21 protein-coding genes are annotated in these 24,673 nt (G+C 41.0%); 11 read left to right on the top strand and 10 right to left on the bottom strand.

Translation table 11 applies throughout. The features are described 5' to 3' along the window. Positions 1-46: 46 nt before the first annotated feature. Both F3J02_RS12490 and yccS read right to left on the bottom strand, forming a co-directional pair. On the bottom strand, positions 47-631 hold the full coding sequence (locus F3J02_RS12490; protein WP_167249742.1) for a YcxB family protein: 585 nt from the start codon (positions 629-631) through the stop codon (positions 47-49). 106 nt (positions 632-737) lie between these two features. Then, a complete protein-coding gene (yccS, locus tag F3J02_RS12485; protein WP_167249740.1) occupies positions 738-2,912 on the bottom strand; it encodes a YccS family putative transporter in 2,175 nt (724 codons plus the stop codon). 107 nt (positions 2,913-3,019) lie between these two features. On the opposite strand from yccS, the gene F3J02_RS12480 reads away from it, so the two are divergent. Beyond that, complete coding sequence (locus F3J02_RS12480; protein ID WP_167249738.1) at positions 3,020-4,234, top strand: multidrug effflux MFS transporter; 1,215 nt, start codon at positions 3,020-3,022, stop codon at positions 4,232-4,234. A gap of 22 nt (positions 4,235-4,256) precedes the next feature. On the opposite strand, the gene F3J02_RS12475 is transcribed toward F3J02_RS12480, so the two are convergent. Continuing rightward, complete coding sequence (locus F3J02_RS12475; protein ID WP_167249736.1) at positions 4,257-4,961, bottom strand: nitroreductase; 705 nt, start codon at positions 4,959-4,961, stop codon at positions 4,257-4,259. Positions 4,962-5,384: 423 nt separating this feature from the next. Between F3J02_RS12475 and F3J02_RS12470 the strand changes: the two genes are divergently transcribed. The 6 genes from F3J02_RS12470 to F3J02_RS12445 all read left to right on the top strand — a co-directional run bounded on the left by F3J02_RS12470 (position 5,385) and on the right by F3J02_RS12445 (position 14,595). Beyond that, complete coding sequence (locus F3J02_RS12470; protein ID WP_167249734.1) at positions 5,385-6,773, top strand: DcaP family trimeric outer membrane transporter; 1,389 nt, start codon at positions 5,385-5,387, stop codon at positions 6,771-6,773. 189 nt (positions 6,774-6,962) lie between these two features. After that, positions 6,963-8,198 carry a sodium/glutamate symporter gene (gene gltS, locus F3J02_RS12465; protein ID WP_167249732.1) on the top strand — a complete coding sequence of 412 codons (1,236 nt, stop codon included), beginning with the start codon at positions 6,963-6,965 and terminating at the stop codon, positions 8,196-8,198. A 94-nt stretch (positions 8,199-8,292) separates the two neighbouring features. After that, positions 8,293-9,774: an alanine/glycine:cation symporter family protein gene (locus F3J02_RS12460; protein WP_167249730.1), complete on the top strand. Its 1,482-nt coding sequence runs from the start codon at positions 8,293-8,295 to the stop codon at positions 9,772-9,774. A gap of 155 nt (positions 9,775-9,929) precedes the next feature. Next, on the top strand, positions 9,930-10,910 hold the full coding sequence (locus F3J02_RS12455) for a patatin-like phospholipase family protein (RefSeq protein WP_167249728.1): 981 nt from the start codon (positions 9,930-9,932) through the stop codon (positions 10,908-10,910). A gap of 227 nt (positions 10,911-11,137) precedes the next feature. Then, entirely contained in the window at positions 11,138-12,331 is a 1,194-nt protein-coding gene (gene sbmA, locus F3J02_RS12450; RefSeq protein ID WP_167249726.1) for a peptide antibiotic transporter SbmA, read from the top strand. A 212-nt stretch (positions 12,332-12,543) separates the two neighbouring features. After that, on the top strand, positions 12,544-14,595 hold the full coding sequence (locus F3J02_RS12445) for a M13 family metallopeptidase (RefSeq protein WP_167249724.1): 2,052 nt from the start codon (positions 12,544-12,546) through the stop codon (positions 14,593-14,595). A 57-nt stretch (positions 14,596-14,652) separates the two neighbouring features. Here F3J02_RS12445 and F3J02_RS12440 read toward each other — a convergent pair whose 3' ends face one another. Beyond that, complete coding sequence (locus F3J02_RS12440) at positions 14,653-15,168, bottom strand: chromate transporter (protein ID WP_167249722.1); 516 nt, start codon at positions 15,166-15,168, stop codon at positions 14,653-14,655. Then, the gene (locus F3J02_RS12435) at positions 15,165-15,737 is read right to left on the bottom strand and encodes a chromate transporter (RefSeq protein ID WP_005192794.1); all 573 of its coding nucleotides are present in this window, start codon (positions 15,735-15,737) and stop codon (positions 15,165-15,167) included. Before F3J02_RS12435 ends, F3J02_RS12440 begins: the two co-directional genes overlap by 4 nt. A gap of 100 nt (positions 15,738-15,837) precedes the next feature. Between F3J02_RS12435 and F3J02_RS12430 the strand changes: the two genes are divergently transcribed. Beyond that, positions 15,838-16,737, top strand: coding sequence for a LysR family transcriptional regulator (locus tag F3J02_RS12430; protein WP_167249720.1), 900 nt, complete (start codon positions 15,838-15,840; stop codon positions 16,735-16,737). A gap of 13 nt (positions 16,738-16,750) precedes the next feature. Here the strand turns inward: F3J02_RS12430 and F3J02_RS12425 are convergent, their stop codons facing one another. Beyond that, entirely contained in the window at positions 16,751-17,500 is a 750-nt protein-coding gene (locus F3J02_RS12425) for a DUF4850 domain-containing protein (RefSeq protein ID WP_167250092.1), read from the bottom strand. A gap of 133 nt (positions 17,501-17,633) precedes the next feature. On the opposite strand from F3J02_RS12425, the gene F3J02_RS12420 reads away from it, so the two are divergent. The 3 genes from F3J02_RS12420 (at position 17,634) to F3J02_RS12410 (ending at position 20,161) form a co-directional block, all read left to right on the top strand. Beyond that, positions 17,634-18,698 (top strand): DUF1176 domain-containing protein, encoded by a 1,065-nt coding sequence (locus F3J02_RS12420; RefSeq protein ID WP_167249718.1) that lies wholly within the window; start codon positions 17,634-17,636, stop codon positions 18,696-18,698. Between the two features lie 34 nt (positions 18,699-18,732). Beyond that, positions 18,733-19,503, top strand: a complete 771-nt coding sequence (locus F3J02_RS12415; protein ID WP_167249716.1) for a hypothetical protein — start codon at positions 18,733-18,735, stop codon at positions 19,501-19,503. A gap of 136 nt (positions 19,504-19,639) precedes the next feature. Continuing rightward, positions 19,640-20,161, top strand: coding sequence for a hypothetical protein (locus F3J02_RS12410; RefSeq protein WP_216076279.1), 522 nt, complete (start codon positions 19,640-19,642; stop codon positions 20,159-20,161). A gap of 85 nt (positions 20,162-20,246) precedes the next feature. Here F3J02_RS12410 and F3J02_RS12405 read toward each other — a convergent pair whose 3' ends face one another. From F3J02_RS12405 to gatA, 4 genes are all read right to left on the bottom strand, one after another. After that, positions 20,247-21,059 (bottom strand): NYN domain-containing protein, encoded by an 813-nt coding sequence (locus F3J02_RS12405; RefSeq protein WP_005322607.1) that lies wholly within the window; start codon positions 21,057-21,059, stop codon positions 20,247-20,249. Between the two features lie 70 nt (positions 21,060-21,129). After that, complete coding sequence (locus F3J02_RS12400) at positions 21,130-21,612, bottom strand: hypothetical protein (protein WP_167249714.1); 483 nt, start codon at positions 21,610-21,612, stop codon at positions 21,130-21,132. Between the two features lie 96 nt (positions 21,613-21,708). Beyond that, entirely contained in the window at positions 21,709-23,178 is a 1,470-nt protein-coding gene (gene gatB, locus F3J02_RS12395) for an Asp-tRNA(Asn)/Glu-tRNA(Gln) amidotransferase subunit GatB (RefSeq protein WP_167249712.1), read from the bottom strand. Continuing rightward, positions 23,178-24,656, bottom strand: coding sequence for an Asp-tRNA(Asn)/Glu-tRNA(Gln) amidotransferase subunit GatA (gatA, locus tag F3J02_RS12390; RefSeq protein WP_167249710.1), 1,479 nt, complete (start codon positions 24,654-24,656; stop codon positions 23,178-23,180). The genes gatB and gatA overlap by 1 nt, the downstream gene beginning before the upstream one ends. Positions 24,657-24,673 lie beyond the last annotated feature (17 nt).

Genomic DNA, 24,673 nt, shown 5'->3' with positions numbered 1-24,673 from the left:
AAAAACCTCCCATGTAGGGAGGTTTTTTTAAGTCAGAGACTAAAACTTAGATTGATTTAGGTGCACCAACTGTTTCATTCAGGTGTCTACGTACTGTATTGAACGAGAAATTCTTTGAGTCCATACGCTTTGGTAAAATATAAGCACCTTGCTGTTCTTCGCCTTTTGGTGTTTTTACTTTGAAATTCACCAAAATAAAGTCAGGAGAGCTATACCATTCGTAAATGTCTTTCCAACCGATCGTTGCGGTACCTTCTTGAAGTCCCATCTTTTGGCGCATCACGATGCCGTGCGGCTGTACGCCTAAACGTAGACCTTTAATTTCCTGTACTGGGAATTCAGTCATCTTGCGTTTAACGTACCACTCCAGACCAAAACGTTTGATCAAATAGAACAGCACAACACTCACAATTACCACCCAACAAATCACTGTTGAGTAAGTCGAATAATATTTAATAAGTCCTGCAGCAACCAAAGAAAGCACCACAAGTGCAATCATAATCATCCATGCTTTGCGGCTGAATTTGTTGGTACTACGCCAAATCATCAGTTGAGCTTGACGTTGTTCAGTTTCAGAAACTTCGTAAGGAACAGGTTGTAGCGTATAAGCGTATAGCGTTTTGGCGGTCATAGTATAAAAAATGAGTATATAACTGGTTTTAGTTTAACATCTATTGGCATGCAAAGATATTATGCCAAAGGCGAATCATAACGGGCTGTTGCAATCTCCACAGCCCTTAAAGTGAAGCAAATTCGGTACCATCTTCATTGGGCTCGTGGCTCAAGCTTTGTTTTAACATACTTAAACGTGTTAACACACTGAGCATGAGCGAAAGTTGCTGCAAGATGATGAGCGATTTTGGATCATCATTTTCATTGCGGCTGAGACGATCACGGATGGTTTGCATCAGGTTGTGTGCTGATAAATCCGGAACTTCATCTCTGAGCAGCGCACCTTGAATGTCATCTAAAGCTTGATCGAGTAAATCTAATACTTCCTGATCTTGGATTTGCTCACGGTGCGCACCTAATGCTGCGATATAGCTTAAAAAAGTATGGCTGAGGCATAAAAATTCAAACGCTAAACTTTTTTGATTCACATCAATATTCGGTTCGGTTGCAATGGTTGAAATCAGGGATGCTACTTCGGCATCGGTATTGTGTGCAGCACGTCGAACCACGCGATAATTCAAGGCATTATTACGACCTTGATGATATTGCTCTACCACTTCGGCAAGATATTTACATTGCGCCTGTAGAGAACGTTGAATTGAGCGGGGCAGTCTGCGAAATTTCCAGTCTGGCCAAATAAAGCTGACACCAAACCATGCCAAGGCACATCCAATCACGGTATCAATAAGACGTGGCAAACCTGCTGCAAATGCAGAGCCGTCTAGATTAAAGTTGATTAAAGCAAGAATGGTAATAAATGCAGTGGCTTGCGCATATTGTTTACTGCGCAATTCAAGGAACAGTACACCGCTCAGAATCAACATCACCAATTGACCTTCAATTGAAGGAATAAAATAGATGATGGCGAGACCAACGATAATACCGACCAATGTTCCGACGATACGTAAATACAAGCGTCGTTTGGTCGCATTGAAATTGGGTTGGCAGACAAATAATGCGGTGAGCAAAATCCAGTAACCATAGGCGATATTGGTAAGCTGAATAAACAGATAACCAATAAATAATACGATTGATAAACGTACCGCATGACGGAACAATACGGACTCTGGTGTGAGATGTTGTTTCACTCGTACCATGATGTCGTTCCAGCCTTTTAGATCATCATCCTTTAACTGGCTTTCGGTATGTTGTGCATTGATCTTTTGCAGATTTCTTTCTGTTTCTAGGTTTTGTAGTTGTGCATCAATCGATTTGAGGTTTTGATAAAGTGCAAATAAAGCATTAATTCTGACCTGATCATAGTGTCCATCTTGGCGCAGTTTTTCTAATGATAAACGTAAGTTCTCAAAACTATGCTTAAAGCGCTTGTTATGGATATAACGAGTGCGACTTAATATCGATTGAGCCAAATCCTGACAGGCCTTACCTTGGATCGATAAGATCCTTTGAAAGCGAAATAAAATATCACTATGTTGAAACACTTTTGCCAGTTTTTGATAGTCAATATGTGCTGAATCGGCACGTTCATGAATATCTTGAGCGACAAAATAATATTGTAGACTTCGTCGAGTTCCTTTCTGTCCGCGATCCCCTTTTAATCGAGTCAACAGCGACATGCGCATATCGTTAAAGATTGCCACCAACTTGCCATTTTCCATAGCGATATCAATCATGCTTTGTTGATAGCTAGAGGGGGTCATATCCACATCAAATAAGTTTGATTTGGCGAATAAGAAACTCCCTAAGGCGGTGTAGGACGCAGCTAATTGATCTTGAACTTTACGTACGGGGAACAATAGAAAGCTGATGGTAGAAAGTAAACCATACCAAGCCGCACCAACAACAAGTAGAGCAGGTTGCAAATACCATTGTTCAAATAAATGTACGCCCAACATCGAATAGACTGAAATGACCAAGCAACCATAGGCAATGGTGGCATAGCGACGACCTAAAGAACCCAATAAGATCCAGCCGATACAAGAGGCGATTAATCCAATTGCAAAGGCGATCGGATAGGGGAATAACAGTTGAACCGAAGCCGCTGTAATGAAGAACCCAATATAGGTATAAATCAGGTTCATGATGCGCACAGAAAAGCGGTCATCGATATCACTAATCGCTGCAGCAACGACACCGAGTGTTAAGGGAATTGTTGCCAATTGATAATCTAAAAGATAGGGGACAAAAGCTGTGCCCGTAAACGCGATTAACATACGCACGTTATACATGAACGTGGTGTTATAGGTTGCTTGTCTTAAACGTCCGAACCAAGGATTCAAAGTTTGTCCTTTTTGTATTCTGCAATCAATTTTCTGATTCTTATTATGCACAAATATGTTGAGGATGCTAAGCTTAGAATGGTGATTAACATGAAAAGTAGAGCATTATGCAGGCAGAGCAAACCAATCAGCGTCAATATTCAACAGCATGGATTTTGTTGCTTGCTTTGTTAACCGCATTAGGGCCATTGTCGATTGATATGTATTTACCCGCTTTGCCGCAAATGGCAGATGAGTTTGGGGTCAGTACACAAATGGTCGCCAATACCTTACCTGCTTATTTCTTGGGGCTGGCGATTGGTCAGTTGATTTATGGCCCTGTTAGTGACCGTATTGGACGTAAAAAACCTTTATATTTTGGTTTAGGGCTTTATGCAATTGCCAGTTTAGCTTGTGTATTTGCGACCAATGAGTGGGCTTTGATTGCAGCACGTATTTTTCAGGCTTTGGGTGGCTGTGTTGGTGTCGTGATGGCTCGCGCAACCATTCGTGATCGTCTGGATATGCAGGGCTCTGCACAAGCATTTTCAAGCATGATGATTGTCATGGGCCTAGCACCGATTCTTGCGCCAATCTTTGGGGCATGGATTTTGAATTTCTTTCCATGGCAGGCGATTTTTATCACTTTATCGATGATTGGGGTGATGTGTTGGCTCTGCGTGCATTTCTTCTTTAAAGAATCACTGCCTGTCGAACGCCGTTTAAAATTATCGGCTTATCAAGTGACCACGCTCTATGCTGCAATTCTTAAAGATGAGAGTTTTAGGGTGCCAATGTTTGCAGGTTGCTTAACTGGCGCAGCTTTATTCTGCTATATCAGCTCTGCTTCCGAAGTGTTTATGGGGCAATATGGATTGTCTCAGCAACATTTCTCTTATGCATTTGCGTTGAATGCAGCAGGGATTATGTTGATGTCCTCGCTGAATAAACATCTGAATACCCGAATGGGAATTTTCCAACGTCTGCGTTTGGGTGGTTTAATTCAGTGTTTTGGGGCACTGATTGTACTGAGTGCGGGTCTTATGGCGGATGCGCCGTTATTACTGTTAATGTCAGGTTTGTTCTTGGTGGTGTCTGGAATTGGTTTAACTGGCCCGAATGCGATGGCTCTGGCGATGTCTCAGCAAGGGGCGCGTGCTGGTACAGCCAGCGCGATTATGGGTAGTATGCAATTTGCTTGTGGTCTGCTGGCTGGGGTTATCTTGAACTTCTTGGTGTGGAAGGCATCTCTGAACATGGGCATCATGATGTTACTGTTTACCAGCGCAGGATTGTTTGCCATTTTAAAAGTTGGAAAACAGCAAAGCAGTCTCTCAGCTTAGAGAAACTGCTTTATCTATATGCTTAATCGAGAAACACTGTAAAGTTTTCAACGGGCTCGCGTGGAGTAATGAAGGTATTCACAATATGATCTGGGTCGGCATAACCCAAAGCCACTGCGCAAACCAATTCTTCGTCGTCAGGCGCACCTAAAATATCGAGTACGATTGGGTGAAAGTGATTCCATGCTGCTTGTGGGCAAGTATCTAAGCCACGCGCTTTGGCTGCGACCATCACGTTCTGGATCATCATGGAAATGTCCATTTTTGAGCCAATCCCCATGACTTTATTCACAGTAAAATATAAGGCAACAGGTGCATCAAACAATTGGAAGTTACGCAGTTGTTGCGCTGCCATTTTTTCTTTTTCGCCTTTTTGGATACCCAATAAGCCATAAAGCCCCCAGCCATTGGCACGACGACGGTCAATGAAAGGGGAAATCCATGTTTCAGGATAATAGGCAAACGTCTCTTGATATTGTGCTGCTAGTTCAGGTTTCTGTAGCAGTTCAATTTGGGCTGTGCAAACACGATCAATCATCTCGGCACGTTTTTGCCCTGTTACCACATAAACTTTCCAAGGCTGAACATTGGTGCCAGAGGGCGCACGACTTGCTACAGCTAAAATATCTTTGATGGTTTGTATTTCAATAGGGGTATCTAAAAATGCACGGACTGAATGACGAGACGTAATCGCTTCATCGACATAGTGGACTTGTTCCGTGTTCATAAAAAACTCCTCATCATTTTGATCTTTTAATGTGTGCTGACTATAAATCAATAAATGGTTTTTGCAGATAGTTTTTCACATACAACTTTAGCGGTGTGTAAAAAATAATCACAAAAATAAAGCTTTAAGATAAGTTGTAGTGTGTTTTATGTATTTTGTTTGGTTTGTGTGAAAAAGAAAACTATTAGTAACATAATGAAATCGAAAAACTATTTTTTTATTCACGCGAAAATGATGAGAACTCCTTAAATAAAAAGTACACACAATATTCGAAATTTATGCATAATACGCCCTTTTTAAAAAACTGATTGGGCTTTCCTTACTGATAAGGTGAGGGGAATTTTCTATACCAGGCATAGCAAATTTATCCAATTTTATGCTGTTAGAAAATGTTGAAATATACACAGATACAAGGAGCTTCTCATGAGTGTATCTCTCATCCGTAAGCCGTTCGTACTGCAAGGTTTGGCAATTACTGTTGCTGCCTTAATGATGAACAATGCACACGCTGCTAGTGAGCAAGAACAGATTCAACAACTTCGTGATGAAGTGAAGGAATTAAAAGCTTTATTACAGCAATATGTTCCCCAAGCAAAACAAAAAAATGACCTTGCTCCTGTACAGGAACATTCTAATTTTAAAGAAACACATCCAGATCACCCTACAAATGTAGTTGTGGCACCTACTGTCCCTAAAAAGTCGCAATTGGTGTTTAACACTGCCTCTGGTGCAGAAGTTAAATTACATGGTTTCTTACGTGGCGATGCATCTTATCAATCTAAAGGTGGTGACGGGATATTTAACCGCATCAACAAGGTTGATTTAGAAGGTGCCGAAAAGAACAGTGATCGCTTCTATAGCACTGCAACGGTTACACGTTTGGGGCTTGATTTCAAAGCACCTGTCGAAGGTACTGAGGTGGGCGGTAAGTTGGAAGTCGATTTCCGTGGTGGCAGCAGCAATGACACGATTCGTATTCGCCATGCGTATTTAACGATGAATGACTGGTTATTTGGTCAAACCACATCAACTTTCTTGGCAACTGATTTACAGCCAGAAATGCTTGATTTTAACTCTCCTTTGGGAATTGGTACTTATCGTACGCCAATGGTTCGTTATAGTGGTGCATTCAATCCAAATACACATTATTTTGTTGCCTTGGAAAAAGGTAATGACGATAACAGAGCGCCTGCTTTAACTTCAAAATTAAAATATGATTTTGCTGAAGGTAAAGGTACGACTTCTGCACGTGCGTTAATTACAGAAGCACGTAGTAAAGATGCTTATAAAGAGGTGCTAACACAAATCGATAAAGACACCTTTAAGAAAGAGAGCAAGCAGATTAGTGCCAATGATTCAGAGTTAGGTTGGGGTGTTGCGGTTGGTGCAAAATATAAGTTCACTGATGCATTGCAAGCGATGATCGACTATTCGCATGTGAAGGGCGATAGTAAATTCTTGTTGTATACCAACAATGCTTACAACGTAAACCCAAATAATTTCGGTTTAAATCTAAATGAGTTCGATGCTCTAACCTTAGGGGCGACTTATCAAATTAACCCTAAATTACGCAGTACATTGGCTTATGGTGCAATGTTCGCTGATGACAGTAATGATTTTGCTAAACAAGCCGTGATTGCAAAAGATGCTGCACAGAACAAGACCTTGCAACAAGGTTGGTGGAATATCATGTATTCACCAGTTACACCGATTACGTTTGGCCTAGAGTATGTCTATGGTGAACGTAAGACCTTTGATGGACAAAAAGGTCAGGATAATCGTGTAGGGGCAATGGCTCGCTATAACTTCTAAGCCATCTATCCTGTAGGTGTAAATCATCCGTGAAAACTGATCGATGAAATAGGCCTTAGTTCTGGCTTAGAACTGTATGCTTTTTATTAAGTTGATTGAGTTTTCACTCATTTTGAGAGTTACTATTTTATACGTTCTGATGTGTCGATAAAATCATAGACAGAACGAATAAAATAAACGGAAGAAGATATGGAATTTACTTTTAATGGTTTCTATACCCTAATTTCGGCGGTGATCGTCTTGTTATTGGGGCGTTTACTCGTTAATAAAATTGACTTTTTAAAACGCTATAACATTCCTGAGCCTGTTGCGGGTGGTTTGGTTGCAGCGGTAGTTTCGCTACTTGTACACTCACTTTGGGGTTACAGCATTATCTTTAGTAGTGAACTACAAACCAGTTTTATGTTGATCTTCTTTGCTTCTATTGGTTTAAGTGCCAACTTTATGAAGCTCAAAGAAGGTGGTATTGGTTTAGTGATCTTCTTGGTCTGTGTCGCATCATTTATTGTGGTACAGAATGCTGTAGGTATGAGCCTAGCAACGATGCTGGGTATTGATCCGTTGGTTGGTTTGATTGCAGGTTCAATCACATTGACAGGCGGTCATGGTACAGCAGGGGCGTGGGGTGAGATTCTTGAAACTCAGCATGGGATTCAAGGCGCTTTGGCTTTAGGTATGGCGAGTGCAACTTTTGGCTTGATTATCGGTGGTATTATCGGTGGTCCATTGGCGAAATTGCTGATCAATCGTTATAGCCTTGCGCAAGCGCAAACCCCAGCAGAGATCAAAGATCGCGATACGCATTTAGATCAACATCCTGACGAGTTAGCACCATTTGAAAATCCACATCAGGTTCGTTTAATTACAGCTGATAATGCGATTACGACTTTGGGTATGTTTGCTGCGTGTTTAGCATTCGCAGAATTCATGACAGGTTTCAGTAAGGGCACTTGGTTCGAGCTACCAACATTTGTTTGGGCGCTTGGCGGCGGTGTGATTTTACGTAATATCTTAGAAAGCGTATTAAAAGTAGATATCTTTGACCGTGCAATTGATGTGTTTGGTAATGCGTCATTATCACTTTATCTTGCGATGGCATTGCTTTCATTAAAATTATGGCAATTGGCAGATTTGGCTGGTCCACTTGTCGTTATTTTAGGTGCACAAACCATTACTATGGCATTGTATGCAGCATTCATTACTTTCCGTGTAATGGGTAAAAATTACGATGCAGCTGTCTTAGCAGCAGGTCACTGTGGTTTTGGTATGGGGGCAACACCAACTGCGGTTGCAAACATGCAAGCGATTACCAATATGTATGGACCATCTCATAAAGCCTTCTTGATTGTTCCGCTTTGTGGTGCGTTCTTCGTTGATTTAATTAACGCAACAGTAATTCAATTAATTTTGAAATTCTTTGCCTAAGTCGGATCAAAAGCCCCATGTGGGGCTTTTTTGATTCATCCATTGTTATCGTATATGTACGGATGTACATAAAATATTTAAAAGCGAATAAGTGATGAATGAAAAATTAAATGACACCCTGATGGCTTGGGTAAGTTTTTTTAATGATCCTTTATGGGACTTCCTCGTTGTTTTCCTGCTTGCTGTAGGTATTTTCTATACTGTTGCGACCAAAGCTGTACAGATTAGAATGTTCTTTCACAGTATCAAGGTGATGAGAGGCAGTCGTACTAAAGGTGAAGAAAAAGATTCACATGGACTTACTCCATTTCAGGCTTTTGTTACGGGGTTAGCAAGTCGAGTTGGTGTTGGTAATATCGCAGGTGTTGCGATCGCGATCGCGATTGGTGGACCAGGTGCTGTGTTTTGGATGTGGTTTACAGCATTACTCGGTATGAGTTCAGCTTTTATCGAATCTTCACTCGCACAATTATTTAAAGTTAGAGACAGTAACAGTAAGCAATTCCGCGGTGGCCCAGCTTACTATATTACTCAAGGCTTACGTAGCAAAACCTTTGGTGTAATCTTCGCACTTGCACTGATCTTTACCTATGGTTTTGTATTCAACTCCGTTCAAATCAATGCGATTGCCAATGCCTCTTCTCATGCTTGGGGTTGGGATAAAGCCAATCTCATCGCTCACTTAGGTGGCGTTGATTTAGAAATCTCATGGGTCGGTCTTGCACTTGTGGTAATGGTTGCATTGGCAATTTTTGGTGGTATTAAACGTATCGCTAAATTTGCAGAAATGTTTGTACCGTTAAAAGCAGGTCTGTATTTGGCTGTCGCTTTGTATATTGCAATCAGCAATTACGAACTTCTTCCGGGTATCTTCAAACTCATTTTCACTGAAGCATTCCAGTTCAATGCTGCGGCAGGTGGTTTCTTTGGTGCTATGATTTCGATGGCGATGATGCAAGGGATCAAGCGTGGCTTGTTCTCTAACGAAGCGGGTATGGGTTCTGCACCAAACGCTGCAGCAGCATCGGATGTGAAACATCCAGTGAACCAAGGCTTGGTGCAAATGCTTGGTGTATTCGTAGATACTTTCATTGTATGTACCAGTACGGCAATCATTATCTTGGTGTCAGGTGTTTATCACGATGCAGGTTTTGTTGGGGTTGAGCTGACGCAACGTGCCTTAGAGACGCAAGTCGGACATTGGGGTGCTGATTTCCTTGCAGTGCTATTATTCTTATTCTGTTATTCAGCTGTATTGGGTAACTATGCCTATGCAGAGAGTAATGTACAGTTTATTAATAACAACCCGAAAGTCATGTTCATTTTCCGAATCTTTGTATTGGTGATGGTGTATTTCGGTGCGATCGGCAGTGTTCCGTTGGTTTGGTCAATGGCTGACTTGTTCATGGGGATCATGGCAACTATTAACTTGATCGCAATCTTGCTGTTAACACCAATGGCACGAACTTTGTTGAAAGATTATACCTCTCAACTTAAACGAGGCATTAAAGAGCCTGAATTTAAGATTGATAACTATCCAGAATTGAAGAAAAAAGTAGATTCTGATATTTGGTAATTTGATTTAAGTTAAGCTGAGATCCTAAAAAAGCTCCTCTCGAGGAGCTTTTTTTATGTTGTTTTTATGACAAATACAAAAAATGCTACAGTTTTTAGATCAGCTAAACGCTAAAATTTAGCCAAGAAATATGGTGAATATGGCAATTGTTGCGTATGAAACAGCTTAAATTATGGATGCTCGGCCTTTCAATGACGGTTTTGACAGCCTGTCAAACCACATCACAATTAGCACCTGTCATTGAAGATGCACAAGCCCATGCTGTCAATCAACCTTTTACCTCAATTAAACAGCAACAAAAACGCCCTGTGATTGCATTGGTATTGGGCAGCGGTGGTGCACGAGGCTATGCACACATTGGTGTGATTGAAGTATTAGAGCGACAAGGAATTCGTCCAGATTTTATCGTGGGCACCAGTGCTGGAAGTATTGTTGGGTCTATCTATGCCAGTGGTAAAAGCCCTGCTGAATTACGTGATATTGCATTAAAACTCAAAGCCAATGATGTTCGCGAAGTGAATGTCAGTCTAAAAGGCTTTTTTGACGGTAAGAAGGTTGAAGACTATATCAACGAGCAAGTCCATAACATGCCATTAGAAAAACTAAAGATTCCAATGTACGTCGTTGCAACTGAATTAAAAGATGGTACCAGGACTGTATTTAACTATGGCAATACAGGGCAGGCTGTTCGTGCATCTGCATCAATTCCAAGTATGTTTGTGCCGACCAAAATTCATGATGTTGAGTATGTTGATGGTGGCTTGGTTAGTCCAGTACCTGTTCAAGTCGCGCGTGAGCTTGGTGCAGATGTTGTGATTGCAGTCGATATCTTGGCGCAACCAATCCATACCGAGACCAGCAATGTGTGGGGACTGTTCAACCAAAACATTAATATCATGCAAGGGCGTTTGGCTGAAGAAGAGTTGAAAGATGCAGATATCGTGATTCAACCTGACCTACGTGAAAAGGCACATATCTTTGATGTGAAAGGTAGGGAAATGACTATGCAGGCAGGTGCAGATGCGGCAAATGAAAAGTTAGCTGAAATCCAATGGGCAATTCAAAGTAAAACTTATCCAACACAAACGGAACGACAAGATATTGCCTTAAAATTGAGTACTTCCTCGCCTCGCTAAGCAAGCTTTTGAATAATGTCTAATGGGCTTAGGTCGTTGAGCCCATTTACTCAATAAATATTCAGGCAAAAAACAAATTGTAAAACCTCTACAAAAAGCTATTAAAAATAGAGAAAAACAGGTAAATAACTACAAATCATAAAACTTTTTTATCAGTTAATCTTAAGTTTTAGGTCATAGGATGACCTATACGATTAATTGCAACATGACAAGGATTGTTAAGCACGATGTTTAAGTCATTCTTTCCAAACCCACGCCTGTTTTTTATATCAGTGATCGTGTGGTTAGCACTTAATATGCTGCTGTGGTACACCGGAGGGCATAGTTGGGGTGAATATCTGGGTTTTCCCAAAGGCTATGCTGAAGCTGAATTACCTATTGATGTCAGTCGTTTTTGGGCGCCTTCTTTTATTTGGTTTTATTTGTGGTTTATTGCAGCAACAGGATTGCTTGCAGGTTTTTGGCGTATTTTTTCATCCAATAAATGGCAACATTGGTCAATTTGGGGCTCTGCTTTTATTTTGTTTAATGTTTGGTTCTCGGTACAAGTCGATGTTGTATTGAATGCTTGGTATAACCCTTTTTATTCATTAATACAGAAAATGGTTTCGAGTGGTGGTGGCGATTTAAAGCAGCTTTATAGTGAAATGTTTACTGTTATTCTGATAGCGATGGTCTATGTCACCATCGCTATATTAAATTTATTCTTTGTTAGCCATTATATCTTTCGCTGGCGTACGGCAATGAATGATTATTATACCCAGTATTGGGAGCGGCTACGTCATATAGAAGGTGCATCGCAACGTATCCAAGAAGACACCATGCGATTTGCTGGGACTTTAGAGGGGCTAGGTGTAAGTTTGATTGAGGCGATTATGACTTTAGTTGCCTTTTTGCCGATTTTGATACAGCTTTCAGTTCACGTCAAAGTTTTACCTATAGTCGGTGAAATACCACATACGCTAATGACAGCTGCTTTAGGTTGGGCAATTTTTGGAACCGTGGTTTTAATAGTGGTTGGCGCGAAACTTCCGGGGTTGGAGTTTAATAATCAAAAGGTTGAAGCTGCGTATCGTAAAGAGTTGGTTTATGGTGAAGATCATCTAGATCGAGCAGATCCTTTAACTTTAAAAGAGTTATTTAGTAAGGTGCGGTTGAATTACTTTAAATTGTATTTCCACTATACCTATTTTAATTTAGTGCGGATTTGGTATTTACAATTAGATAATTTATACGGTTTCTTTGTTTTAGCGCCTTCAATTGCAGCAGGTGCGATTACATTAGGGATCATGATGCAGATTATGAATGTTTTTCAGCAAGTGAGAAAATCATTTCAATATCTTATTGCTTCATGGCCAACGATCATTGAGTTATTGTCAATTTATAAACGTCTTCGAACATTTGAAAAAACGTTAGATTAGCTTGAATGACTTAAGCCAAACGACTTCACATCTCGTGAAGTTGTTTGGCTTTTATCTCATGAGAATTGTTTCTTATGTGACGTTTGCATATGCATTTCTGTGAAAATTACTTTATTTGAGCGTGTGGTTTCACTATAGTCCTTTGATAAAATTAATGATCTTCTTTTATTTCTCTCTTGGGTCGCTTAAAACTTAAACAAATAGGATAAATCATGAAACCTGTATTGCTCAAAAGTGCATTAGCACTTGCACTGACGGCTTTTACTGCAAATGTCTGGGCAGACCAAGCAATAAAATCCTCCCCAACTGAAAAAATCTCAGGCATAGACCAGCAATATATTGATCCAAGCGTATCAGCCAATCACGATTTTTATGACTATGTGAATGGAAAATGGTTAAAAGATACTGAGATTCCTGCAGACAAATCACGTTGGGGCGCATTCAATGAATTACATGAATTATCGACCAATCAGTTACATACCATTGTTGAGGAGCTTAACGCTCAAAAATGGGCAACAGGAACGGTTGAGCAAAAAGTTTCAAGTCTGTATGCCAACTTTATGGATGAAAAAGAGATTGAAGCGAAAGGAATTAAACCTTTAAAGCAAGAATTGGCACAGGTTGATGCAATTCAAAATAAACAAGACCTTGCTCAATTAATGGGGCATTTCTCTCGCATCGGAGTTAGAACACCGTTTGATATCAGTATTGATCAAGATATGAAACGTTCTGATGTGATGATTGCAGGTCTGGCTCAGCGTCGGCTGGGTTTACCAGATCGAGATTATTATTTAAAAGATGATAAAAAGTTTGTCGAAACTCGCGCCAAATATCTCAAGCATATTGAACGAATGCTACAACTTTCAGGTGATCAGCAAGCGGCGCAGCACGCAAAAGAAATTCTCAAGCTCGAAACAGACTTGGCCAAGATTCAGTGGAGCAATGTCCAGAACCGTGATTTATCTAAGCGCTACAATATTTATTCACTTAAAGATTTAAACAAATTAACTCGTCGTTTTGATTGGGATAGTTATCTCAAAACAGTTGGTGTCAAGGATAAAATTCAGACTATCCAAGTACATCAATTAAGTTATTTCAAAGCGCTTGATCCAGTGATTAATCAAACCTCTTTAAATGTATGGAAAGCTTATTTTAAATGGAACTTGATCAGTAATTTTTCACCGTTCTTAAACAAGGCTTTTGTGGATGAAAGTTTTGAATTTTATGGCAAAACCTTGCGTGATGTTGCAGAACAAGAAGTTCGCTGGAAGCGTGGTGTACAAACAGTAAATGCAGTGTTGGGTGATGGTCTAGGCAAAATCTATGTGGAAAAACATTTTTCTGCAGAGAAAAAACAACGCATGGATACATTGGTTCAAAACTTGATACAGGCTTATGATCAAAGCATTAGCCAGTTGGATTGGATGAGCCCTGAAACTAAAGTGCAGGCTAAAAAGAAATTAGCCAGCTTATCGATTAAAGTCGGCTATCCAAAGAAATGGCGTGATTATTCAGCACTGGACATTAAAGATGGTGATTTGATTGGTAACGTGATTCGTGCCAGAGAATTTGAACATCAAGATGATATAGATAAGCTCGGTAAGCCTGTGGATCGTGATGAGTGGTTTATGACCCCTCAAACCGTGAATGCCTATTACAATCCATCATCAAATGAAATTGTATTCCCAGCCGCAATATTGCAACCGCCATTCTTTAATATCGATGCTGATGATGCGGTGAATTATGGTGGAATCGGCAGTGTCATTGGACATGAGATTAGTCATGGTTTTGATGATCAAGGCAGTCAGTTTGATGAATTGGGCAATATGCGCAATTGGTGGACCGCACAGGATCACAAACGCTTTAAAGCCAAAACACAGGCTTTAGTGGCACAGTACAATGCTTATGAGCCGATTGCGGGTTATCATGTTAATGGTGAGCTGACCTTGGGTGAAAATATTGCCGATAACTCAGGTCTGTCGATTGCCTATAAAGCGTATCAACTATCCTTGGCTGGTAAACCTGCACCAATCATTGATGGGCAGACAGGAGAGCAGCGTTTTTATATGGGTTGGGCGCAAGTATGGCGTGCCAAAACTCGTGAAGCGCAAGCGATTGTGTATTTAAAAACAGATCCACACGCACCAGATAAAGTTCGCGCCAATGGCGCTTTAGTCAATCAAGCACCGTTCTACGATGCTTTCAAGATTAAAGAGGGAGATAAAATGTATTTGGCTCCTGAAAAACGTGTCAGTATTTGGTAATTCGAGATTCAATAAAAAAACCTGCTTGATGCAGGTTTTTTTATTGATGCTTAGAGCTTAAAGGAAAGCAATTCCAAGTCCTGCACCCGCAGCCATGACCCAGAGCGGATGAATCTTTTTAAACATGCCGAGGATTGCGGTGACAATCACGATCATGACCAGAAGCAGGTTTTGTGCAGATGCATCCGCAATCAACCATGCACTGACCAGAACCAAACCCACGGTAATCGGTTTTAAGGCTTTTTCAAAACGCGCGCGTAACGGATTGTCTTTAAAGCGTTCCCAGAATTTAAGTGCATAAATGGTAATGATTGAAGACGGACCGAACTTCGCTAGAGAAGTCACCAATAACCCTGCTGGGCCTGCGACATGCCAACCAACCAAAGGTACGATCATCATATTGGGGCCGGGGGCAGCCTGTGCCATGGCAAATAGTGAACTAAATTGTTCAGCACTCATCCATTGATGCACGGTCACTACTTGGTGCTGCATTTCAGGCAGGATGGCATTACCACCACCAAAAGCTAGTAGCGAGAGCTGAGTGAATACAATTGCAAGTGTCAGCAAAATCATGACTTTTTCACTCCTAAAACTAGCATGTTAATGGCAAGTAGAATCGCTAAAGTCAGTGCCAACGGTAGCTTGATCCAGATCATAAACGCGAAGGTTAATCCAATCGTAAAAATGGTCAGATAACTTTTTAAAATCGGCTTGAGCATCTTAAAGCCTGTCGCAAACAATAAGCCTGCTGCTGCTGCGGCCAAACCTTGAATCATGTGTTTAACCGCTGGGAGGTACTGAAAATACTCATAGACTTGGTAGATGATTAGCACAATTGCTGTTGGGGCGGAGATCAAACCGAGCACTGAACTGATCGCACCTTTAACACCTTGAAATTCCATGCCGATTGCAACCGACATGTTGATGATGTTTCCACCGGGCAATAACTGGCAGACACCGAGTAAGTCGGTAAATTTTCCTTCATCGATCCATTTGTGTTCTTCAACGATAATGCGATGTGCCAGTGGTAGAACACCACCAAAACCCATCAATCCCAACTTCATAAATCCCGTGAATAATGCCTTACAATCAGGAGCAGTGGTGAGTGGCTCATTCTGTATTGATAGGGCTTGGGCTTTCATTGGACGACCTTTCTGTTCAACCTTGTGAGCTATAGAATGGATGATTTGTGGTATATTCACAAATGCTATTTTTGCTGTTATCTATACTTTTAGGGTATGTATGATTGATATTCATAAGCTCAATGCATTTGTTGCTGTGGTCGAGGAAAGTAATATTTCTAAAGCCGCCGTTCGACTACATATGCAACAACCGCCACTGACTCGCTTAATTAAAAGTCTGGAAGAGGAATTGGATACCGCATTACTGAAACGTTTGCCGCGAGGCGTGGAAGTAACTGAAGCGGGTAAGGCTTTATATCAGGAAGCGATCACGATCTTGGCGCATGCCCAGTCGATTCCGAAACGGGTCAAAAACATAGCTCAAGGCTTGGAAGGTCAAATCAATATTGGCTTTACCAACTCCGCAGGTTTACATCCATTTCTTCCTGCATTATTGCGTCAATTTAGGGAGAAGTTTCCTGCTGTCGCCATTCATTTGGAAGAGGATAGCAGTACGGCTTTAACTGATGCCGTGATCAATGAAAAACTGGATATTGTCTTTTTACGCAAACCTGCGCCCATTCATGCACAAGTACAAAGTATTCATGTGTTGAATGAACCATTAATTGTTGCATTACCTAGCAATCATCCATTAACAGACAAAGACGGTGCAATTCGCTTAGTCGATTTAGAGCCTTATGAGTTCGTGTTGTATCGTCGTATTGCAGGACAGGACTTGTTTGATAATATTCTGGCAAATTGCTATCAGGCAGGATTTAGTCCCAATATCGTACAAGAAGCACCGCGCTTAACCTCCAGTCTCAATCTGATTGCTGCTGGGATTGGACTTTCTATTGTGCCGGCTTCGATTCAAGACTTTTGGAATAAACAGATTATCTATCGACCTTTAGAAGCCAAGAAACCTTGTATTGCACCGATTTACGCAATTTGTCGAGCTAAAGAAAATAATATTCGGGTTGAACATTTCTTGAGTTTGCTCAGGGCTAGCCAAGCCGGTTAAAAAGTAGCGGTCGTTAATGGCTGAAGTGATAGAAATTTAAAATTGGTCCAACCAAGTGCTGTTGTGATTTATCTAGCGTTACGATGATTTCTCTAAAATTAAAGGTGTCTTCATCATAGTATTTTGCGACGCCATGGGTTTTATTATTCAAGTTTGGAATTTGATAACTAAAGAAAGCCACTTGTTTAGAAGGATGCACTACATTGATTAATTTCTGCGAATCTTTATAGCCGCCAAATTCATTTTCAACACTTTCTTTTAACAGGTTAGGAAAATAAAGCGTGGCATTGGGCATGCCGCAACCGACACAGAAAGATGAGTCGTATAATTCAATTGCCTGTTTTTGATTTGGACTCATCAGCAGGGCTGAACCCGTACCATTTGCGCCAGCACTTGCTTCTGCGTCACTCCAATTTTTAGGTACCAGTACAAGACCTATTTCAGGGAGCGCAAATAATTTAAGTTGTTTGGCCTGATTTGGTTCCAGTTTAAAATCAAAATGACAGCTTTTCGCTGTACAGCTTTTAAAGTCTTTTAATAGACCATCATCGGCAGGGTTAAGTGCGGTAACGCCATAAAAGGGAACACGGACATCGTTGGCAAAGGATACCTCACCGAGTGTATATATTTGATTTTCGGCTTGGCGTTGTTGTGCTGTATTTGAAAATTTCGGGAAAATGGGCTTAAAGCTACTGACTTCGGCATGAGTTAGAGTAGCAGACAGTACCAATAGCGCAGTAGAAATGGAGATTGATGTTTTCATTCTTAAGTTGGTATTTTCGAGTTGAGTTAAAATTAACATATTCTGAAATACAAGAACCTACAAAGTGATCAATTTAAAAGATTTAGAATATTTTGAATGAATAATAAATAAATTGCATTGAGAAATACGTCTTATGAACAAGATATTTTTAGCCTGTTGCTATATGGCGATGAGTTCTAGTGCTTTTGCCCAAGAGATCAAAGGAATTTCATTCTCGCATCAAGATTGGGAAATTTATTGTAGTAACACAGGCACTTGTCGTGCAGCGGGTTATCAGAATGAAGAATATCGCAACGAGCCTGCTTCTCTACTTTTGACGCGTCAGGCGGGTGCACGGCAGCCTGTTCAAGTGGAATTTGCATTGGCACGTTATGAAGAACCATCTTTTCCAGCAGCCAAGCTCAAAAATATTCATTTCTATGTGAATGGGAAAGATTTAGGTGCGGTCTCGTTTGAAGGAACTGAATTTCCATTAATGGGAAGATTGTCTGGGCAACAGGTTAATGCCTTATTGCAGCAATCCAAGAAAAAGACCGAAATCATCTTTAAAAATGTGAACTTGCAATGGCAAATCTCGGATTTGGGTATGACCGCAGTCTTATTGAAAATGGATGATTTTCAAAAGCGTGTTGGTACTGTTGGCGCATTGATTAAAAAGGGCAAGGCGGATGAGTCGCATGTCTTGGCTGCACAGCCAAAATTCATGGTAAAACAGATTAAAACTTCAAATAAGCCTTATCTGACTTTGCAGCCAAACAATAAACGTTATGCTGCCTTATATCGTAATTTGATGGCTGCACAGCCGACACCAAAACAGGAGGGTTTTTGTGAAGGGATTTATGATGGTGGTGAAACAAAGCCTCAAGCGATCGAGCTGTATAAATTGACCAATAAAAAAGTATTGGCCATGACCTTGTGTTGGCGTGGTGCTTATAACGAAGGATCTGGTGCATGGGTGTTGGATGAATCACTCACGACAAAACCGAACTTTGTGACTGAACATGCTTCTGAGTTTTATGCGGGTATTATCAGTAGCTCACAGAAAGGGCGTGGTATTGGTGATTGTTGGTCGAGTGATGAATGGGTGTGGGATGGGCAGAAATTTGTGCATACCAAAGACATGTGGACGGGGATGTGTAAAGGGCTTGCTGCAGGTGGGGTATGGGAACTTGATCAGATTGAAGCAATCGTCAAATAATATTATGAATATAAAAATAGCCTAAGGAAACACAATGCTTAAATATAAGATGGGTTTAGGTGGAATGATTTTAATAGGTGCATCCGCCTATATTAGTGCATCTGTTTTTGCGGCGCCTTTACAGATTCTTGACTTTAAAAAGGGGCAACTGAGTGCAACGGAACAGACACAACTCTGTGAACAAGTAAAAGAGCTATGTCAGCAGCGAACACAATTGCAGAGTTTGAAAACGCCAGATCAAACCTTATGGTTATTATCTGAGGGCAATATTGCCCAGTTTGCGACATCGACCACAGGTTTTAAATTGTTAAAGCAGTGGCGTATTCAGTTGGCGGCTTCGGAAGAAATGGCACGATCTAGTCAATATATTTTCCCTAAACTGTTTCCAATGGAGCAAAACCGTTATGCCGTTGCGGTGATTGATACTTTTTCAGAATCATATTCAGGTGGTGGTGCAAGTGTTGAGCGTGCCAGCTTTTATGAGTTAAAGGATTCAGGTAAGACGCATCGCTTTATTGAAAACTATCCTTTTCATTTTTATCGCATGATTCGGGCCTGTTTCTCAGAACAGGATTATGAAAGCTCTAAGGGCAAGTGCCATGATGAAGATAGTTTGGGCCTAGATATTCGTCCGATCAAGCCGATGCTTTGGCAATTCCGTTATCGCTACAGTCTGGATGTGTCACCTGCGTCAGATTCGGGTGAGAAATCGTTTAAGGGCAGCCGCAACTTGAATATTGATTTAAATAAAGCACCTGAGCAGCCGAATATACCAGAAGAATGGGACTATGAGGGTGCGGGTTGAGTCATTTGTAATCCTAATAGCCTTTACATTTTGCCAAAGCTTTAAGGGCGTGGACTTACGCAATTTACAGCGTCATAACAGATGATCTAGACAGAGCATGGTACAAAGGGAAAGATTGCAATTTGGAACTGTGCTTATGTCTCGTGTTTATACTTCTGCCCGCCGTAAATTTTCTCATTTGAGTCGTTCTGTATTCATGGCTGCGGCTGTGTTGGGTACAACCCAAGTGGCGATGGCAGGGCCAACAGTCGATCAACTGAGTGATTGTCTAGTGAAAGCCACGACAGCAGCGGATAAGACCACGGTTTTGCAATGGACTTTTACTGCTTTGGCTGCGCATCCAGATTTAAAGTCTTTTAGTAATGTCACGCCTGAGCAGAAAACTCAGTTGGATCAGAAGTTAGCACAGGTGTTACAGCGTGTGATTGTGGAGCAGTGTTCGACACAGACTAAGGCTGTGATTCAAGCCGAAGGTGTTAAGGCTGTTGGAGAGGCTTTTCAGCAGTTAGGTCAGAGTGCAGGGCAGGATATTGTCAAAGACCCAGCGGTCAGACAGCAGTTGCAAGGTACCTTGCGTTATATTGATTTAAATAAATTGGTCACAACTTTTTTAACACCTGATATTTGGAATAAGTTGGGTGTATTAAGAGGGCAGTGATGATTTAGGCCTTCCATTCTAAGAATAGAAGGCCATGCAATAAATTAGTTATATTAGACTTAGCATGTTATTAATATTGGATAATTTAATCTTTTAATTTTATATATATTTGTCTGTGTCCATTTTCTAATAGACGCTCATCATACTTGAAAATATCGGTATGGCTTTTGATTAAGTCTACAACTTTTTTGAAACCATAATTTCTTGGGTCGAAGTCATTTTGTAATAACTTCCATTGAGACGTGAAAGACGAAGCGGGTATCCATTCAGCATCATGATTATCGAAAATTTGCTTAATTGTTGATAATGGTAGTTTATGACTAATATTGCTGATTATTGGAGTGCTTTCTGTTTTTTTTGTTTCTTTTTGAGGTGTTTTAATATTTGTTTGCTGTTTAGTTGGCAACGGTTGGATGATTTCAGTATCATTTTCATTGCTTAAATTTTCAACATATGTGAAATGTGAGCAAGCATTTTTAAATGCTTCAGGCGTTTGCATTTTACCAAAGCCATAAACAGTTGCTCCTTGTTCTTTAATACGAATAGCTAAAGCAGTAAAATCACTATCACTTGAAATTAGGGCAAAACCATCAAATCGATTTGTATAAAGAAGATCCATTGCATCAATAATCATAAAACCATCAGTAGCATTTTTCCCTGTGGTATAAGCAAATTGTTGCATTGGCTTGATGGCTAAATCATTAATAGCTTGTTTCCAGTTACCATTTTGACTAACAAAATTTCCATAAATTCGCTTTACTGTTGCTTCCCCATATTTTGTAAGTTCATCTAGAATATTTTTAATATCTTTTGCTGAGGCATTATCTGCATCGATTAAAACAGCCAGCTTGGATGTTCTTTCTTCTGTGATGTTAAAAACTGTTTTAGTTTGAGCCATGATTTTTATAGTCCCTAATATGTAAAATCACTATTTTTATTTTACATATAATTTTGATTTATTATAACCTTTAATCTAATTTACAAGCTTTACCTTCATATTCATAACGGTGAACCTTATATTCTTGACCATCCCAACGATAAACTGCAAAGCAGAAACCAGGGCCACCATTTTCAATGTCAGGCCATCCATTTTTTCCTGTCATTTTCAGAAATTTTGGTATACCAGAATTACTAAATAATTGCTTCCATTTTCCATTTTTTTGCTGTGAAACAATATAATAGCCAACCCCTGTATTGCCATAACACATGGTGCCGTAATCTGAAACGATTGCATCTCTCAGCCCATCACCATTTAAATCGGCATAAGCAGTAATTTCACCAACTGAACAATCACTTTTCCAGCCTTTTTTACTTTTTGAAAAGCCCGCTGCTTTAAAAATAGCATCAGTATCCGCTTTAGGAACTTGAGGTGTTTGTGCAAAATTAGAACTGCTGATTAAAAGTAAACAGGTACTCAAAAGTAATCTATTTTTCATAAGTTGAATGATCATGTCCGTTTTAGTTTAAAATTTATTGTGCGGGTATTTTATCCTATAAAAACCAAAAAACCCGCTCTAAAGCGGGTTTTCTTTTGAAGTTAGATCAGTTTAACCAATCAATTTCTTCATTAATTCATTCACTTGGGCTGGGTTGGCTTTACCTTTTGCAGCTTTCATGACTTGACCAACCAGACCGTTAAAGGCTTTTTCCTTACCCGACTTGTACTCTTCAACCATTTTTTCATTGGCTGCAAGCACTTCTTTGATAATTGCTTCAATCGCACCTGTATCGGTTTCTTGCTTCAAGCCTTTTTCAGCAATAATGTCATCCGCAGATTTTCCTTCTGCTTCCCACATAAAGCCAAACACTTGCTTCGCAATTTTGCCGTTAATGGTATTGTCGACAATACGCGCAATCATGCCGCCCAACTGCTCAGCAGAAACAGGAGAGTCCGCCAATTCTAGGCCAGCTTTGTTTAAAGCACCTGAGAATTCACCCATCACCCAGTTTGCAGAGACTTTACCTTGCTTCGCACCGCCCGCAGCAGCTACAACTGCTTCGTAGAAGTCTGCCATTTCGCGTGACAGCGTCAATACATGCGCATCGTACTCAGTCACAGCAAAGTCAGCAATAAAGCGTGCACGGCGCGCTTTAGGCAGTTCTGGAAGGGCAGCACGTGCCGCTTCGATTTGTTCGTCAGCAATGATCACTGGCAATAAGTCTGGATCTGGGAAGTAGCGATAGTCGTTCGCTTCTTCTTTCGAACGCATTGAACGGGTTTCCATCTTGTTCGGATCGAACAAACGAGTTTCCTGATCAATCTCGCCGCCGTATTCCAAAATTTCCATTTGGCGTTCAATTTCAACATTGATCGCTTGCTCAATGAAACGGAATGAGTTGAGGTTTTTCAACTCGCAACGCGTACCAAAAGGTTGGCCCGGACGACGAAGTGACACGTTACAGTCGGCACGGAATGAACCTTCTGCCATGTTACCGTCAGAAATACCTAACCAACGCACCAAGGTGTGAATCGATTTGATATAGGCAACCGCTTCTTCCACCGAACGCATATCAGGCTCAGATACGATTTCAAGCAATGGTGTGCCCGCACGGTTTAAGTCGATACCCGACATACCTTCGAATTGGTCATGGATCGATTTACCAGCATCTTCTTCAAGATGGGCACGAGTCACGCCAATACGCTTCACAGTGCCATCTTCAAGCTGAATGTCGATATGACCCAAGCCTACAATCGGATTGTCCATCTGGCTAATCTGGTAGCCTTTTGGAGAATCTGGGTAGAAGTAGTTCTTACGTGCAAACACAGAGGCTTGGTCGATATAGGCATCGATACCCAAACCAAAGCGAATCGCAAGATCAACCACTTCAGCATTCAATACTGGTAATACACCCGGCATGGCTAAATCAACAAGGCTGGCTTGTGTATTTGGGTCTTGACCAAATTCAGTCGATGAACCAGAGAAGATCTTAGACTTGGTCGCCAATTGCGTGTGGATCTCGATCCCGATAACGACTTCCCAACCGTCAATAAGCTTTAACTTTTGAGCTTCAGTCATTATGCATTCTCCTCAGCAATTGCCGCACGTTTGGTATGCCAGTCTGTATTTTGTTGATATTGATGCACAATCGAAAGCAATTGTGATTCTGACCAGTAGTTACCAATCAACTGTAAGCCCACAGGCAAGCTGTCTTTATCAAAACCAACTGGTGCGTTGATGGCTGGTAGACCTGCCAAGTTCACAGCAAGGGTATAGATATCGCCTAAATACATTTCAGTCGGGCTGAGGTTTGCACCGATCTTATAGGCTGTGGTTGGTGCAGATGGCGCAGCAATCACATCAACATTTTCAAATGCTTTGAGGAAATCTTGTTGGATCAAACGACGTACTTTTTGTGCTTTGACATAATATGCATCGTAGTAACCCGCAGAAAGGGCATAAGTCCCGATCAGGATACGACGTTGTACTTCAGCACCAAAACCTTCTGAACGTGAACGTTTGTACAAGTCCATCAAGTCCACTGGGTTTTCACAACGGTAGCCATAACGAACACCGTCAAAACGTGACAGGTTCGAAGAAGCTTCCGCAGGTGCGATCAAGTAGTAAGTTGGTACATAGGCTTCAGTCATGTTGAGGTCAATCTCAACCAAGATCGCACCCATGTCTTCAAGCTTTTTCAACGATTCTTCAACGCGTGCTTTTACATCAGCGTCTAGACCTGTAACATTGAAGTATTGCTTTGGAATACCAATGCGTAGACCTTTCACTGCTGTGCCGTTTAGGTTAGCAACGTAATCATCCACTTCTTTGTTGATAGAAGTTGAGTCTTTGGCATCATGACCAGCAATCACATTCATCAAATAAGCACAGTCTTCCGCAGAACGTGCCATTGGACCGCCTTGATCGAGTGATGATGCATACGCAATCATACCGAAGCGAGACACACGACCATAGGTCGGTTTTAAGCCCGTTAAGCCGCAGAATGAAGCAGGTTGACGAATTGAGCCACCTGTATCGGTACCTGTTGCGATTGGCGCAAGATCAGCCGCCACAGCCGCAGCAGAGCCACCTGACGAACCACCTGGAACGTGATCTAGTGCCCAAGGGTTAGACGTTGCACCGACATACGAGTTTTCAGAGGTGGAACCCATGGCGAATTCGTCCATGTTCACCTTACCTAAAGTCACGAGACCCGCAGCTTTAGCTTTAGCAACCACAGTTGCATCATAAGGTGAAATGAAGTTATCCAGCATTTTTGAACCGGCAGTGGTTTTAATACCTTGGGTACAAAAAATATCTTTGTGGGCAAGTGGAATACCTGCTAAAGCATGTGCATTACCTGCTTTCAGTGCCGCATCGGCCGCATTTGCTTCTGCAAGTGCCTGTTCTGCAGTCACTGTCACATAACTTTTTACTTTCGGGTCAATTTGGGCAATACGCTTTAAATAATGTTCAGTCAATTCGCGTGATGAAAATTGGGCTGTTTTTAAGCCTTCAGAGAGTTCACGGATTGATAAGCGATGTAAATCTGTCATATGAAAAATTTCTTTAC

It is taken from the genome of Acinetobacter sp. Tr-809 (assembly GCF_011753255.1).
Lineage (GTDB): Bacteria > Pseudomonadota > Gammaproteobacteria > Pseudomonadales > Moraxellaceae > Acinetobacter.
The sequence above is the reverse complement of the archived record's forward strand: the minus strand, read 5'-3'. Positions and strand labels throughout refer to the sequence as shown.